Below are 15,991 nucleotides of genomic sequence, written 5' to 3' on the forward strand. Positions count from 1 at the left end.
CCCTTTCTCACCCATCTCAGGGCTTGTTCTTCTCGAATGCCGAGGCCACCGCGGACACATGGGTCCGCCACAGCCGGGCCAGGTCATCGATCTGCTCCGCGTCGAACAACACCGAACTCCACCGCCAGGTGGTCACCAGTTGTGGGCCGTCATCACCGGCCTGCACGGCGGTGACCAGATTGAGCGGAAAGCGCAGTGTCAGATCCGGTTCCGGAGACGACGGGATGGCGTTGCTCAGTTCGGGATCGGTGACCGGTGACCAGTCGCCGCCGGTGCCGAGCCCGAGGTCGAAGCGGCCCAGATAGTTGAACTCGACCTGCGGCTCGGGCGCCGAGCACAACGACTCCACCCCGGCGATGTCCCGCAACAGCCCGTAACCCAGTCCGTCGCCGGGTACCGCGGCGAGTGCCGCGCACACCGAATCATGCAGTGCGCGAACCTCGGACCCGTCGGTCGCGTCGACCTGCGCGACGCCGGTGAGGTCACCGAGCCGAACCGGGTAGACGGTGGTGAACCAACCGACGGTGCCGGAGACGTCGAGTGCCTCGATGCCGCCGCGTCCATGCGATTCCAGGGCCACTGTCACGCCGCCACCGTGGACGCCCTGCTGTCGACGCCAGGTGGTCAGCGTCAACGTGAGTGCGGTGAGCAGCAATTCGCGGATTCCGCCGGGACCGGCCGCCGCCAACAGTGCTGCCGTCTCGGCCGGCGTGCTGCCCGCTTCGGTGGTCCGGACGTCTCCCCACCGCAGCGGACCGGACGTCTCGGTGGCCGTCGCGGCGTCGTCGAGCTGCGCGGTCCAGAACGCTTCCTGGGCAGCCAGTTCCGGCGAGCGTGCATACTCGTCGAGCACCGCACACCACCGACGGTACGACGTCCCGACCGGTCTGCCGACGCTGATGTCACCACCGGAACACACCTGCTGATAGCGCTGTGCGAGTTCCGGGATCACCAGGCTCCATGACACGACGTCGATGGCGAGGTGATGGATCGTGATGGCAACGAGGTCGCCGCCCGGGACACCACGCAACAGACCGACCCGCATGACATCGCCGGTGCGCGGGTCGATTTCGTCCGCGGCGAACAACACCCGCCGGCGCACCTCGGCGATGTCGCCGGCCGGCACCTCACGCACGATGCCACTCGCCGCCACCGTGCCTCGCGCGCCGATCACCTGCCGCGGGCCGCGCTCGGTGTCGATCACCGAGGACCGCAACACGGGGTGCGTGTCCAGCAGGGTCTGAATGATCGTCTCCAGGACGTCCACCGTGAGATCGGCCGGGGCACACAGCAGTACGGTGTGCGACAACCGGCGATGGCTCCCCTGACGGAACATCCACGCCGGGTAGGGCAGTGGTGTGATCTCACCGAGGTCGTCGGTCCCGTCGGCCTCGTCGGTCTCGTCGCCACCCGCGTCGATCGCGGCGGCGAGGTCCCGGATGGTCGGCGACGACGCGATCATCCGGACACTGACCCCCAGGCCCCGCGCGCGAGCCGCCGCGGCCAGCGCGATGGCGACGATGCTGTCGAGTCCCAGATCGAAGAAGTCGTCGTCGATGCCGGGGGACACCCCGCCGAAGACCTCGGCGAGGGCATCGGCCAGGGTACGCTGCGTCTCCGTCTCCGGTTCGTCTGTGTCCGAACGGGATTCCAGCGCGGTGCGGGCGAGGTTCGTCAGCGCGTGCGAGTCCAACTTGCCGTTGACGGTCACCGGCAACTCCGCCACCACGAGCAGCCGCGCCGGAATCATGTACGACGGCAGACGATCGGCCATTCCGGTGCGGATGGCGATCGGATCCGCGGACCCGTCGGCGACCGGGACGACAAAACCCACGAGAACGGCGCCGACGGGACGGCGCACCACAACAGCAGCCGCATCGCGCACGCACGCCGCACCGCGCAACGCCTTCTCGATTTCGCCGATCTCCACCCGGTAACCGCGCACCTTCACCTGATCGTCGGCCCGTCCCAGGTAGTGCAGCGCGCCACCGGGGCGGCGGCGCACCAGGTCGCCGGTCCGATACATCCGCCGGCCGGGCGGCCCGAACGGGTCGGCCACAAACCGTTCCGCGGTCTGGGAGAACCTGCCCAGATAGCCGCGGGTGACCTGCGGCCCGGCGAGATACAGCTCGCCGGTGACGCCGTCGGGCACCTGACGCAACCCGGAATCGAGCACGTATCCGCTCATGGCGGCGGTCGGTCGGCCGATGGTGGCCGTCGGCGAGGAGGCGTCGGCACCGGTCACGTCGGCCACCACCGCCTCCACGGTGGTCTCGGTGGGGCCGTAACAGTTGTGCACCGCCACGCCGGTCAGTGAGCGCAGCCGGTCCCAGAGGGCGTCGTCGATGGCCTCACCACCGAGCGCCAGCACGGACAGGGGCGCGTCGTCGGTGCCGGCGGTGGACATCGTGTAGCCGTCGACCAGACCGGCATGGGCGAGTTGCCGGAACATCGACGGCGTGGTGTCGATCATGTCGATGCGCTGGTCGCGGATGCCGGTCACCAGTAGGTCGGTGTCGCGCATCGCGTCGTCGTCGAAGAGATGGATCGTGTGTCCGTCGAACAAGCCGATCATCGGCTGCCACGACGCGTCGAAGGACAGTGACCAGGCATGGGCGATGCGCAACGGACGACCGAGTCGCGCCCGCGCCGGCCGATATACTCGCTCCCGATGGTCGGCGAAGTAACTCGCCAGTGCCGCATCGGAATTGACGACACCCTTGGGCTCTCCGGTGGAGCCGGAGGTGAAAATCGCGTAGGCGGCCTGGGCCGGCTGCCGCCGCGTCGGCAACCCGGTCATCGGACTGCGTGCGCGGTCCCGGATCACGGGGTCACCGAGGTCGACGATGGTGGCCGCGTCTGGTTGCAGCGCAACATGACCCGGGTCGGTCGAGGTGTTGATGATGATCGCGGCGGGACGTACCTGGGTGAGGATCGAGGAGATCCGCTCCGCCGGCAAGGTGATGTCGACCGGTACGTACGCACCGCCCGCTGCCAGGGAGGCCAGGATGGACACGATCGAGTCGACGCCTCGCGGCAGACAGATCGCCACGAAGTCCTCCGGGCCGACTCCCGCGGACCGCAGCACGTCCGCCAACGACAGTGCGTCGTCGAGCACTTCCCGGTACGTCAGCCGTGTGTGCCCGTCGGTGAGGGCAATCGCACCCGGCGTCGAATTCACCTGACGAACAAAGAGTTCGACGATGTCCTCGGTGCCTGTTCCCGGCGTCGGGGGTGTGGTGGATTCGGCGATCAGGGCGCGGCGTCGCTCGGGACCGACGATGTCGACGTCACCGACACTGCGCTCACCGGACACCGGCAGGCGGTCCAGTGTGTCGAGGAGAAGCGCGGCCAGCGCGTCTGAGTCGACCGGCAGGACGCTCTCGATGGCCTCGACCGCGACCAACAACTCATCACTGTGCAGATAGGCGACCACGGTCAGTGGGTAATGAGTCAGGTTCTGGGCCATGGCCGGTGCAAAGGTGACACCGTCGGGAGTGGTGGTGTCCCCGGCCTGATCCATCGGTGCGTTCTGGAAGACGAACATCGTGTCGAAAAGCGCCGAATGCCCGGCCGCGCGTTGCACAGCCGACAAACTCAGATAGCCGATGTCGCGGAGCTCGGCCGACTCTCGTTGCAGGCGACGGCATTCCGCGGCCACGTCGGCATCCGGATCGAGCGTGAACGCCACCGGGATGGTGTTGAGGAACAAGCCGATCATCCGGTCGGCGTCGGTCACCTGATGGGGTCGCCCGGTCACGACCGTGCCGTACACCACGTCGCGACGGTCCATCAGACGCGAGAGCACGAGTGTCCACGCGAACTGGACCGCGGTGTTGAGCGTGATGCCCTGTGCGCGTGACCAATCGATGAGGCGGGCGGTTCGTTCGGCATCCACGGTGTAATGCCAGGCCACCGGGGTGCGGGTGTCGGTGGCGTCGAGTCCGGTACTGGCCACCTCGGCGAACATCAGCGGCCCCGACAACTGACCGAGCACCGCGGACCAGCGCGCGATCATGGCGGCCTGGTCCTGGGCGTTGAGCCAGGCGATGTAGTCGCGGTACGGGCGGACCGGGCCGAGGGCGTCGGCGCTGCCACCGGCCCGGTACATCTGCAGCAGTTCGGCGAAGAAGACTCCCACCGACCAGCCGTCCATCAGGATGTGGTGCACGGTCACGATCAGCCGGTGACGGGGTGCGGGGACATCGGTGATGCGGATCAGGGTGAATCGCAACGACGGTCCGTCACGCAGATCGAAGACCCGACGGACCTCCCGCTCGGTGAACGCATCTGCGGCCTCCTCGGACAGCTCGTGGTCTGCCCACGGCATGCTCACCTCGGTGGGCACGATCTGCACCGGCTTAGGAACGTCCTTGTCCCAGAACACAGCTCGCAGATTGGGGTGGCGGATGAGGATGTTCTCGCACGCGGTGCGCAGTGCGGCGCGGTCCAGTGGGCCGGAGATGTCCACGATCAGCGGGATCGTGTACACATCTCCCTCGGCGTCATCACCACCGGGGCCATCTCGTTCGGTTGCCAGCCGGGCAAGGGAGAACAGGCCCTCCTGCAGGGGGCTGAGGGCGATGACGTCGTCGATACCGCTCACTGGTGTCCTCTGCTGGTCGGATCGGCCGCCGGAAAGAGCTCGGACAACCGTCGGTCGGAGGCGGTCACGAACTGGTCGAGGACGTGGCCGATGGTGGTGGTCCACGCCCCGATCTCATCCTGCCCGAACCGATCGGCGGGTGCGGCGGCGGTGACCGCGATGGTCCCGTCGACCGGCCGGCAGGTGACGAGCACGCCGTCGGGGGCTGGGGCGTCGGGGGCAGGGACGTCGGCGACCGCTACGTCGGCGAGTGTGTCGCCGAACTGGACGGTGTCGGGTGTGGCGGGTATGAACCGGATCGTGGCGGCGAGGGCCGGCTCGCCCGGGAGATCGGCAAGTGCGACGGTGCGGTGGACCTCCACCGGGACGTCCACCGCGGTATCCGCACCGTGGGCGGCGAACCGTGCCTGATCGAGCACCGACGTCAGCCTCAGATCGCCCGACAGATCATAGCGGAGTACGGCGGGTGCGGTCAGCGGCCCGATCAGCGTTGCGCTGGAGGGGGATTCGCGTCCGGTCAGGGTTCCCAGGAGCAGGTCGTCTCCCGGGGCGGCGTGGCCGAGTCGATGGGCGACGACAGCGGTCGCCGCGGCGTACAGGGCCGACTCGGAGAGCCCGGCTCCGACGGCAACCGCCTGCGCGCGGCGGCGGATGCCGGGGGCAACGGTGATGGATGCCGACACCTGGGGTTGCGTGATGGTGGTGACCCGGCGGGTGAGCGGCAGACCGTCGTAGGCGGAGCGCCACCACGCGATGGACGCGGCATCGGCCGTCGCGGTCGCGGCGTACCAGCGTGCGTAGTCACCGAATCGGCCGGAGACCGGTGAATGGCCACGGCCACTGTAGGTATCGGCGATCTCGGCAACGATCGCACGCACCGAGAACTCGTCGCCGGCGGCACGATGGGCGAACACCTCCAGAGTCGGCGCCTCCGCCGATCCGCGCAGCCGGATACGCCACAGCGGGGCACCCGGGGTGAGGTCAACAGCCAGGACACGTCCGGGTGCGTCCGGGGGACCCGTGAGATCCACCTCGAGTTCGACGCCATCGAGAACGGTGAACGTGAGGCTCGTCGCGTCTGCTGTCGTGAGCCGCATCGCATCATGTCGGCCGGCCACCTCGATGACGGCCGCGGTCAATGCCTCCGGATCGATCGGGCCACGCAGACGTGTCATGGCGCACACCACATGCGTGGTCCCGCGACGGACGGCGAGGATCTGGGCGGCGGTCGGTTCGATCAGCGCATCATCGGATCGGCCGGCGACGTCGAAGCCGGGCCGACGGCCCCGCGTGGCATCGACGGTGTCGGCGACGCCGGTGACCGTGGGTAGGCCGTACAACTGCTCGACGTCGAGCCGCACGCCCAGGTGCTCGCGCAGGGCGGCGAGAAACCGGTGGGCGGTGAGCGAATGGCCACCGAGGTCGAAGAACGAGTCGTCGGCGTACACGTCGTCGACGCCGAAGAACTCGGCGTACAGGTTGGCCACGCGTGTCTCGGTGACACTCCGCGGTCGCCGTTGGATGCCCGCTCCGACCGGTCGTGCCGAGGGAAGCGACGCCGCGTCGACCTTGCCGGCAGCGGTGCGCGGCAGAGATGCCAGCGTGGCAAACGCGGTGGGCACCATGACCTCCGGCAGCTGGTGGGCGGCAAACCGGCGTACGGCCGCTACATCGAGCGCATCGGGATTCGCCGTGACCAGATAGGCGTGCACGGCGTTGTCGCCATCCGCAGTGGGCGCCGCGCACACCAGGCAGTCGTCGACGTCGGGATGCCGGAGCAGGGTGGCAGTCACCTCGCCCAGCTCGATCCGGTGCCCCCGGATCTTCACCTGATCGTCGGCACGGCCGATGAATTCCAGAACGCCGGACCGGTTGCGTCGCACCAGATCACCCGTACGGTAGAGTCGCCCGCCGACACCGAACGGGTCGGCGACGAAGTGGGCGGCCGTCATCGCCGCACGATCGAGATAGCCTCGCGCGAGCTGCTTTCCGCCGAGATACAGCTCCCCGACGAGACCGTCCGCGACCACCTCGAGCCGATCGTCGAGGACATGGGCGTCGACATTGGTGTTCGGCCGGCCGATGGGTTCGATCGGATGGCCGGACGCCGGCACCACCGGATGGTGGGTGGCCGAGACCACGGCCTCGGTGGGGCCGTAGTAGTTGCGCAATTCCACATCCAGGGTGCTCAGCGCGCGGTCGGCGACCTCACCGGGTAACCGATCCCCGCCGACCGCAACATGGGTCAGGGCATGCCATTCCGCGCGGTGCGGCAACATGACGAGCTCGCGGAGCAGCGACGGCACGAGGTGGAGCAGGGTGACCCGACGGTCCGCGATCAGGGCGGCCAGATAGCCGAGGTCGCGCGCGCGTCGCGGATCGGGGACGACAATGCTCGCCCCGGTGCTCAGCGTGACAAAGATGTCCAGGAAGGAGGCGTCGAATCCGACCGACGACGTCAGCAGCACCCGCGACTCGGATGGAATCGGCCACTGCGCAATGAAACCGAGCACGTGGTCGGCGATGGCGGCATGTGCGACGGGCACCCCCTTGGGCGTCCCGGTGGAACCCGACGTGTACATCACGTAGGCAAGATTGTCCGGCCGCAACGGGCGAAGCCGGTCGGCGTCGGTGATGTCGGCCGAATCCAGTTGTCGGCCTGCAGTTTCCGCACCGCGCAGATCGTCGGCGTCCCACACCAGCGCCGGCTTCGCGTCGTCGGTCAGGGTGCGGACCCGTTCGGCGGGATAACCGGGGTCGATCGGCAGATAGGCGCCGCCGGCCTTGAGGACCGCCAGCGCCGCCACGACGAACTCGACCGATGGCGGCATACGCAGACCGACGACGACCTCGGTTCCCACTCCGGAAGAGATCAGCTGACGTGCAACACGATTGGCGCGTGCGTTCATCTCACGGTAGGCGATCTCCGCGACGGTACCGGCGCGATCGGCGATCAGTGCCGGACGCTGCGGCCTGGTTGCGACGATCCTCTCCACCACGGCGCACAGCGTTGTCGGCGGGTGGGACGCACGCGGTCCGTACGCGGCCGCCAGCACGGCATCCCGCCGCTCCGGTGGCAGCAGGGGTAGCCGGCCCAGCGTGGTTGCCGGCTCGGCGATCGCACCGGCGAGCAGGGTCAGGTATCGCCGGCCCGTTTCGGTGGCGGATTCGGCGTCGGAGCCGGTCATCGTCATGCGCACCTGCGGGCGTATGCCGTCGAGTTCGACGGCGAGATGCCACGGCACCGGCGGTTTCGGCCGATCCGCCCGGATGACCCGAATGGTGGCGGCACCAGCGTGACTCGCGGCGGAGACCACCGCGCCGGGCGCGGGCACCGCCGGGTGGACGGCGAAGCCGACGCGGGAGACTCGCGTCAGTCCATGGGCGCCGCGCGCGGGCCGGGTGGCCTCGAGCACGTCGTCGAGACCGTCGTCGAGGTGACGCGCCACCCGGTCCAGGGTGGCCGCCACGGCACTCACCTGATCGTCGAAGGTGGCGCCCGGATCGGGGTGCGAGCGCACCAGCATCGCGTTGCCGTATTGGCCGATCGGCGCCCGGGACATCGGTGTGTGGGCAGCGAGTGTGCGGGCGGCGATCGTGGCGGCCGGGACAGTGGTGACGAGATCGGTGATGCCGGTGCAGCGCAGCATGAATGCGCTGTGTGCCGCCAACAGGACGTCGACGAGGGACATCCGTCGGCGGCGTGCGAACTCGTCCGCGGCGCACAGCAGCGCGGGATCGACGTCGATGGTGGCAGTGACTGATTCGCCGGAGGCGGCCGGGCCCGGGGTCATCGGGTTCTGGGCTCTCGGGTTGAGGGCGGCGTCGGGGAGGTCGGCGAGCTCCGTTTGCCAGAACCCGATATCGGTCGCACCGATGCCGGACGTGGCCGTGGGCGCCGAATCGATTGTGTGAGCCCGGTTGTCGAGTTCGGATGCCACATCGTGCAGCAGGATGCCCAGCGAATCGTCGTCCCAGGCGATGGCATGGGCGGCCACGATCATGACGTGTCGGTCGGCGTCGACGCGCAGCACCGCGACCCGCAGCGGCGCCTGGTCCGCCAACTCGAACGGTCGCGCCGCGAGACGCTGCCGGACCACGTCGATGCGGCGCTCCGCGGCAGCAGGGTCGAGCGCCGTGAGGTCATGCTCTATCCACTCCGGTTCGACACCGGAACGCAACCGGTAGGGCTCACCGTCGGGCCCGACGTGGTGGGTACTGGTCAACACCTCGTGCCGCCGCCACACCCCGGCCATCGCCTCGCGCAACCGGGAGACGTCCGGCAGACCGTCGAACGACACCACCGAACACAGAATCCCGCTATCCGATCCGGCGCGGGTGCGACTGCGATCGAACCAGATCCGACGTTCCGCAGCGGACAGTTCCCGGCGCGGCGAGGTGCCGGTGTGGTGCCCGTTCGGGACCGAGATCGTCATGACACCCCCTCGTCTGTGCGGAATCGTCGGTTCGGAAGTCTGATGTGTGGGATCGTCTGGGCCAGAATCCCGCTGGGATCGATCAGCGGGCGATCACGGTGCGTCGGTCAGGTATCCGCCGCGCCGGAAGAAGGCCGCCCCGTCGTGTTCGACGCCGTCCGGCGTCCGAACGCGGGTGATGACCAGGCCGAAATTGTTGCCGCGCAAGGCATCCGGACCGCACACCACGGTGCCGCCATCCTCCTGCACGATCACCCGGCCCGCAGTACCGCCGTAACGCGCCTCGGAGACACGGGACGCGAGCACCTCGATGCGCTCCCCTCGATAATGGGTGAACGCCGGCGGATACGGTGCCGAGAGCGCCCGGATCAGGCGTTCGATATCGGCGGCGTCGCTGCGCCAGTCGATGAGACCGTCGCGCTCGGAGCGCTTGTGGAAGTACGTGCGCGCCGACTTGTCCTGCGGCCGCCACTGAGGATTGCCGGATTCCAGCGCGGCCAGCGCCTCGTTGACCGCGCCGGGGATCAATTCCATTCCGGCGAGGACGAGTTCGGTGCCGGTGATACCCGGCTCGATGGGCAGCGAATGCTGCACCAGGATGTCCCCGGTGTCGAGTTGCTCGTCCATCCGGTGCACCGTCAATCCGATCTCGTCGGCCCCGGAGATCAGCGCCCACAGCACCGGGGAGAATCCGGTGAACTTCGGCAACAGTGAATCGTGCAGGTTCAGCGTGCCGTGGCGGGGAAAGTCGTAGAGCTCCTTGGGCATCCAGGTGTACCAGCTGTTGACCACGATGACGTCGGGTGCGGCTCGCTGCACCAACTCGATGGTCTCCGGGTCGGCACGCTCGGTGAGGTGGACCGGAATGTTGTTCTCGCGGGCGAGTTCCTCGACGGAATCCGACCAGATGCCCTTGTAGGGATCGTCACTGGCCGGATGCGTCACGGCCAGAACCACCTCGTGGGGGGAATCGAGGAGGGCCTGCAGGGTTCGTCGGCCCCAGGTCTGGTAGCCGAATGAGACGATGCGCATGGTCGTGTCTAGTTCCTCGCGTTTGTGGTTTGGGCGGTTGTGGATGGGACGGTCGTCGGTCGGGTGGTGACTGCTGTCGGCCGCGTCGTCGGCGCGAGGACGCGGTCGGAGAGTTCGCCCAGGCAACTGAGATTCGGGAACCCGGGGCCCTGGGCAAGACCGGCGAGGTTGGGTAGGTACAGCGTCGGAGTGAGGTTCTCCAGTGCCAGGTCGTAACCGATCGCGGACTCGACCCGGGCATGCGTGATGGGTCCGCCGAGCGCGAGTTCGACGAGGTCCGAGGCCGGTTCGTCGAACAGCTCGAAGAACCACAGTGGTTGTCCGCCGGTCGCGTCGATGACGAGGTCGAAGGCGTGCACCTGATCCGGCCGGAACTCGTTGCGCAACGTCAGAGAGACGCCGTCGCCGTCGGGGACCACCCGGATGACCCGTCCCTGCAGATGGGCGACCCGCTCGTCGCTCAGCAAGGACTCCTGCACCCGGACGGAGAACACGCCACGGTCGGTGCGGCGTACCACATCTCGGCGTTCGGCCAGGCTCAGGCCGCGCCACTTGAGGGGGTTGCTGTACAGCGAGTTCTCGAAGTAGCTCTCGCCGCGGGTGTAGATGGTGGCGCCCGGCGAGATCACCGAGACGGTCAGCACGTTGTGCCGCATCAGTTCGTCGAGTGCCGATCCGGCTGTCTCGCCACCGCCGATCACCGCCGCCCGTGACGACGCGGGGATCTCCGACCGTGCAGCGAGTCGCCAGAACTCGGCGATGCTGAGCACGCGCGGATGCCGGGTGAGTGTTCGGGTGCTGCTGCCCGGTCCGGTGATCATCAACCGCTCGGCGTCGAGCACCCGTACCGGCGAGCAGGACTGCGAAGCGTCACCGCCGGATGTCGGTTCGGCGATCTCGATCCGCCAGTGCGGGTCAGGTTTGCCGTCGGTTGCGCAGCTGATGGTCCGAGCGCGGCCGATCACCAGGTCGAGATCGACCTTCTGTGCCGCCCACTGCAGATACTTGGCCCACAGGTGGTGTTCCGGACTCGGCCGGCCGCGATCCACCCACTCCGCGTAGGTGCCGCGTTCGATGAGGAAGGTCGCCCAGCTGAATGCCCGCATCCGGTCGTTGATCTCGGCGTTGTGGCCGCGGATCGCCGTCGAATGGTAGGGGAAACCGAGGTCCTTCTCCGGGCTGGTGCCCAGCCGGTGCCGTCCGTTGGTCCATCCGCCGTCCTCGAGCCAGTTGCCGCCCACCGTGGTTGCCTCTACGACGGTGACCCGGGGGGCGGGCAGGCCGGCCGACCGGAGGGCGTGTGCTTTGGCGGCCACCGCGATGGCCTTGGGGCCGGCGCCGATGACGACCAGCCGATCGGGCGTCGTCGCGGCGCTCATCCGGCGACCACCGGACTCGGGGACGCCGCTACGGGCGGCGCCCAGTACACCGTGGCGTCGAATCGGCTGTGCGGAAAATCAGGCAGCGGGATCTGATCAACCAATCCATCAGCATCCCAATGGAAGTCGCTGTCCGCGCCGAAGACGCTCAGCGCATTCGCGGTGAACTCGGCAAGCGGATCGGTTCTCTTCTTGCCGGTGCCGACGATGACGGCGTCGGCACCCTGCTCGGCCACGGTCTCCCCGATGGACAACAACATGGTGGGATGTTCGGACATCTCGACGAAGCCGGTGATCCCGCTGCGCACCGCGGTCGCGATGGCCAGATCGAAGCGCACGGTGTTGCGCAGGTTCCAGTACCAGTACGCGGCGAGGGGGAGATCACGGGTGATGGGTTCGCCGAGCGTGCCTCCGATACAGGGTATTTCGCCATCATGGAACTCGGTGGCATCGAGATGGGCTGCCGAGAGGGTGAATTCGTCGGCGTAGTGGCGGAGCAGGGACGAATGCCCGGCGTGGTCCACTCTGATGCGGCGCGCGAAGACACCGGCCGCGGTGAAGTCGGCGACCACGTCGTCGACGGCGGTGCGTTCCCCCGAGATCGCCTGGATGGTGGTGGAATTGACCACGGCGAGTTCCACCCACCCGGTCTGGCGGGCCAATCGGTCCTCGACGGCGTCACGAGTGGCGCCGATGACCGCCATCGCACTCGGTTCGTGCCGTCCGCTCGTCTCGACCTTCTCGATGCCGACCGCGCGGTCGGTGACCAGCATGATGCCGTCACGCAGACTGAGATGACCGGATTCGACGGCGGCCGCGAACTCACCCTGCGAGTGACCGATGGTGGCCGCCGGGCGTAAGCCGGCGTCCCGCCACATCCGGGCGAGTCCGAGGGTATGCAGAAAGATCGCCGGTTGCACCGAGCGCACGTCCTCGGGGTGGTCGTCGTCGAGCAGATAATCCAACGGCGAAATGCCCACGACACGGCCGAATTCGGAGTTCACGTCCTCGACGTGTCGCCGGTAGGAGGCGCAGTGCCGGTGGAATTCGATTCCCATGCCGGCGGTCTGACTGCCCTGGCCGGGGAACACCATGGCGACCGCGAGGCGTCGCGCCGGGCCGGGCCGGATCACGTCGGGGTGTGCGCTGCCCGCGGCGGCGGCGCGCAATGCCGCGATGGTGGCGTCATTGCGGGTGCGGTCGCCATGGGCCCGGACGATGACACGATGACGACGAAGCGATCTGGTGCGCAACAGCATTCGTGACACCGCGGCCGGATCGGCGTCCGGGTGGGTCTCGAGGTAGCCGGCGACGGCGGTCGCCTCGTCGGCGAGCCCGGCCGGGTGCTCGGACGAGATCGGCAGCGCGACCGTTCCGTCCGGCAGATGAATGCTCCTCACGCCTCGCCACCGGATCGCGCGTCGGCGGTGTGCGGTGTGGTCGCGGGCATCGTCACAATGGCGTGCGCATTCGTTCCGGCGATTCCGAACGACGACACCGCGGCGTGCCGCGCACCGTCGCGGTCAGGCCAGTCCTCGAGTTTGGCGGCCAGCCGCAATCCAGATGTGTCCCAGTCGATCTCGGTAGTCGGCGACTCGGCGTGCCGGGTCGGCGCGATCTGCCCGTGCAGACCGCAGAGCAGGACCTTGATCAGGCCCAGCATGCCGGCGGCGGCCTGCGCATGCCCGAGATTGGATTTCACCGATCCGATGACCGTCGGCTCGCCGGCCGAGCCGGCGCCGTAGACCGCGCTGAGCGCAGTCAATTCCAACGGGTCGCCGACGGCGGTGCCGGTGCCGTGACCTTCGATGAGATCGACACCCGGCAGGCCGGATCTGTCCCGCACGCGCGCCATGAGTCGTTGCTGGGCCGTCGCACTCGGCAACGCGATGCCGACGCCACCGCCGTTGTGGTTGACGCCGGTGGCCGCGATCTCGCCGTAGATGCGCCGATTGTTCGCGAGCGCACGAGAGCGGCGTTCGAGTACCACCACGCCGGCGCCCTCACCCCAGAGGGTGCCGTCGGCGAACGACGAGTACGGCCGGCACTGTCCGCCACCGGCGAGCGCGTTGTTCTTGGAGAACTCGTAGAACGCGGCCGCCGATCCCATGACGCAGACCCCGCCGGCCAGCGCGAGCTCACTCTCGTCGTCGCGCAAGGACCGCACGGCAAGATCGAGGGCGGTGAGCGAGGACGCACACGCCGTGTCGACCGTCAACGACGGTCCGGTCAGCTCCAGACAGCGCGAGATCCGGCCCGCGAGTGCGCCGAGGGCCGTACCCGACGCGCGGTAGCCCGAGTATTCGTTGACCTCGGCGGCGCGCGGCCCGTACTCGTTGATGGAACCGCCGACATACACGCCGACCTCGCGTCCGGACAGGCTTGCCGGGTTGATGCCCGCATTCTCGACCGCATGCCACGCGGTGCGCAGGACCACGCGCTGCTGCGGGTCCATCGCCACGGCTTCTCGTGGCGAGATACCGAAGAACAGGGGATCGAAGGCACCCGCACCGTCGAGGAACCCGCCGGCGTCGGCGACCGGGGCCCAACCATGGTCGGTGGACAGCGACAGGAGTTCCTCGACATCCCAGCCTCGATCGCGGGGGAACGGCGAGATGAGGTCGCGACCGTCGGCCAACGCCTCCCAGTACCCGGCCAGCGTGTCGATTCCGCCGGGCGCTTCGACCGCCATACCGACCACCACGACGGGATCGGGTTCAGCAGTAGGCGCTGTGGGATCCGTCGTTGTGGCGTCGGTCATGTCACTCCTCTGGCACCGCGTCGAGGCTCCATCCGATGGGCGACCGATGCCCGACGTCACGCGCGCCGTCCATCGACGCCTGGCTGTACGAATAGTTAGCCTGGCCTAAGTCAGTTTGAACAGTACCCGTCGTCACGGGACGAGACAAGACGTGGCCGCGGTGCGAGAATCGGGCCCGCGAGACGGTCACGACGGTCCCGAACCGGTCGCGATGGCACCCACCACGAAGGTCCCGACGTTGCATTCGACCAGCTCATCACGGCCGGTGGCGGCCGCGAATGCTGCGGTGTCGCCGTAGCCCTGGGCCACGCCGCCCAGGCCCATGGCGGTGGCGGCGAGATAGAGATTCTGGGTGAGCACGCCCACATGCTTGAGGATCACCGCGTAGGGCATCTGCTCATAGGTCCAGCTGATCCGGCCGGTTCGTGCGGCGAGCACCAGCAGGACCTGGGGGAGCCGGCCTTCCAGGGTGAGTGCGGCCGGGGCGATGAGCTTCTCGACGGCGGGATCGGCGTAATCGGCCACCGGGCGCAATGCGTGCTCATACGCGTCGTAGTGGTACATACCAGGGGACAGGCCGGCCGCGGTGCGCACCACCGGGTAGATCTCGAGCTCGTAGAGCGATCCCCCGGACGGGAAGGGCTTCGACGGGAGTTCTTCGGGCACAGTGCGTTTCGTGTTGGTGGTGCGCACCCCGCGAACTCGTGCACAGCGAAACAGCAACTCGCCCAGTTGTTCTGCGGTGATCGGATAGTCGTCGTCGAAGCTGCGGTGCGATCGGCGGTCCTCCACGACCGCAGCGAGAGGGACGTCCTGCGTGCGCAGCCGCGCGAGGTCGGGTTTCGGAAGGGGCAGCGGTTCACCGGGGTACTCGGCGGGACAGGCCGGCAGAGGTTCGAACTGGCCGTCCGCCCACCGCGTCGGCCCGAAACCGGCCCAACTGGTGCCGCGGTCACCGACCGTGCTGCGACGGTGAAACCACAGCTCGTGCGGATTCCAGCTGCGGGTCTCGAAGCTGGACTCCTCGACTCCGGCCGGGGTGAGATGACCCGCCCACCCGAGGTCGGCCCGTAGCCGATCACGCAGCACCGATGGGCTGATCGTGTCGGCGGACGGATCGGTGAGACCGGCGAGGACCGACGGATCGTGCAGGACGACGTCGGCCCAGGCGCGTGGGTTCTCCGCGACGAGTTCACCGTCGATGCGATGGCAGACGGTGAACCGCGACAGGACGCTCTCCGTCACCGTGCCGGGATCCGGGCGCGACGTCGGGGGAGCCCGGAAGGGTTTGACGGTGTAGACCGGCTTGTCGTCGACGGACACGGTCAGACCTACCGCACCCATGCCCAGGAGCCGCACCAAAAGGGTGTCGACGCTGTCGCCGGCATCGTCAGGGACGGACGCCGAACCCTGATCGAGGTTGCGCAGCAACGAGACCTGCGCGTCGTCGAGGCCGTCGATACGGACCTTGGCCGGCAGGATGATGGCGATCCGCCCCTTGCCCACCATGCAGCGCGCGCCGTCGGTGAAGGAATAGGTGGTCGTGAGTCCGGTGGCCGTCCCCGCAGTCATGAGGTCAGCCTAACCCGCGTCCCGTCGGCCGGGAGGTGCCCGTGTGGCCGCTGCCGCCCAACCCGGGTGGCCTTCCCGGGTTGCGCAGCAGCAGCTCGCGTGGCGCCGTTTCACGCTATGGAGTTCTCAAAGGACTGATGCGGTCCCGGCTGGGCCGGGTGCGGTGTGTGGTTGGTCTAGTTCATGATGCGGTGAGGTGCTGAGA

Annotated in this window: 7 protein-coding genes; all 7 read right to left on the minus strand. The window is 68.4% G+C overall.

The annotated features are described in order from the left end of the window. Positions 1-16 precede the first annotated feature (16 nt). Positions 17-4,606 carry a non-ribosomal peptide synthetase gene (locus GBRO_RS03105; protein ID WP_012832545.1) on the minus strand — a complete coding sequence of 1,530 codons (4,590 nt, stop codon included), beginning with the start codon at positions 4,604-4,606 and terminating at the stop codon, positions 17-19. Further along, entirely contained in the window at positions 4,603-9,042 is a 4,440-nt protein-coding gene (locus GBRO_RS03110; protein WP_012832546.1) for a non-ribosomal peptide synthetase, read from the minus strand. The genes GBRO_RS03105 and GBRO_RS03110 overlap by 4 nt, the downstream gene beginning before the upstream one ends. 93 nt (positions 9,043-9,135) lie before the next feature. Beyond that, positions 9,136-10,074, minus strand: a complete 939-nt coding sequence (locus GBRO_RS03115; protein ID WP_012832547.1) for a methionyl-tRNA formyltransferase — start codon at positions 10,072-10,074, stop codon at positions 9,136-9,138. Positions 10,075-10,082: 8 nt separating this feature from the next. After that, positions 10,083-11,453, minus strand: a complete 1,371-nt coding sequence (locus GBRO_RS03120; protein WP_012832548.1) for a Rossmann-fold NAD(P)-binding domain-containing protein — start codon at positions 11,451-11,453, stop codon at positions 10,083-10,085. Then, entirely contained in the window at positions 11,450-12,853 is a 1,404-nt protein-coding gene (locus GBRO_RS03125) for an acyltransferase domain-containing protein (protein ID WP_012832549.1), read from the minus strand. Before GBRO_RS03125 ends, GBRO_RS03120 begins: the two co-directional genes overlap by 4 nt. Beyond that, positions 12,850-14,214 carry a beta-ketoacyl [acyl carrier protein] synthase domain-containing protein gene (locus GBRO_RS03130; RefSeq protein WP_012832550.1) on the minus strand — a complete coding sequence of 455 codons (1,365 nt, stop codon included), beginning with the start codon at positions 14,212-14,214 and terminating at the stop codon, positions 12,850-12,852. Before GBRO_RS03130 ends, GBRO_RS03125 begins: the two co-directional genes overlap by 4 nt. 186 nt (positions 14,215-14,400) lie before the next feature. Beyond that, positions 14,401-15,786, minus strand: a complete 1,386-nt coding sequence (locus GBRO_RS03135; RefSeq protein WP_012832551.1) for a SagB family peptide dehydrogenase — start codon at positions 15,784-15,786, stop codon at positions 14,401-14,403. Positions 15,787-15,991 lie beyond the last annotated feature (205 nt).

Origin of the sequence: Gordonia bronchialis DSM 43247 (genome assembly GCF_000024785.1) — a bacterium.
Classification (GTDB): Bacteria; Actinomycetota; Actinomycetes; order Mycobacteriales; family Mycobacteriaceae; genus Gordonia; species Gordonia bronchialis.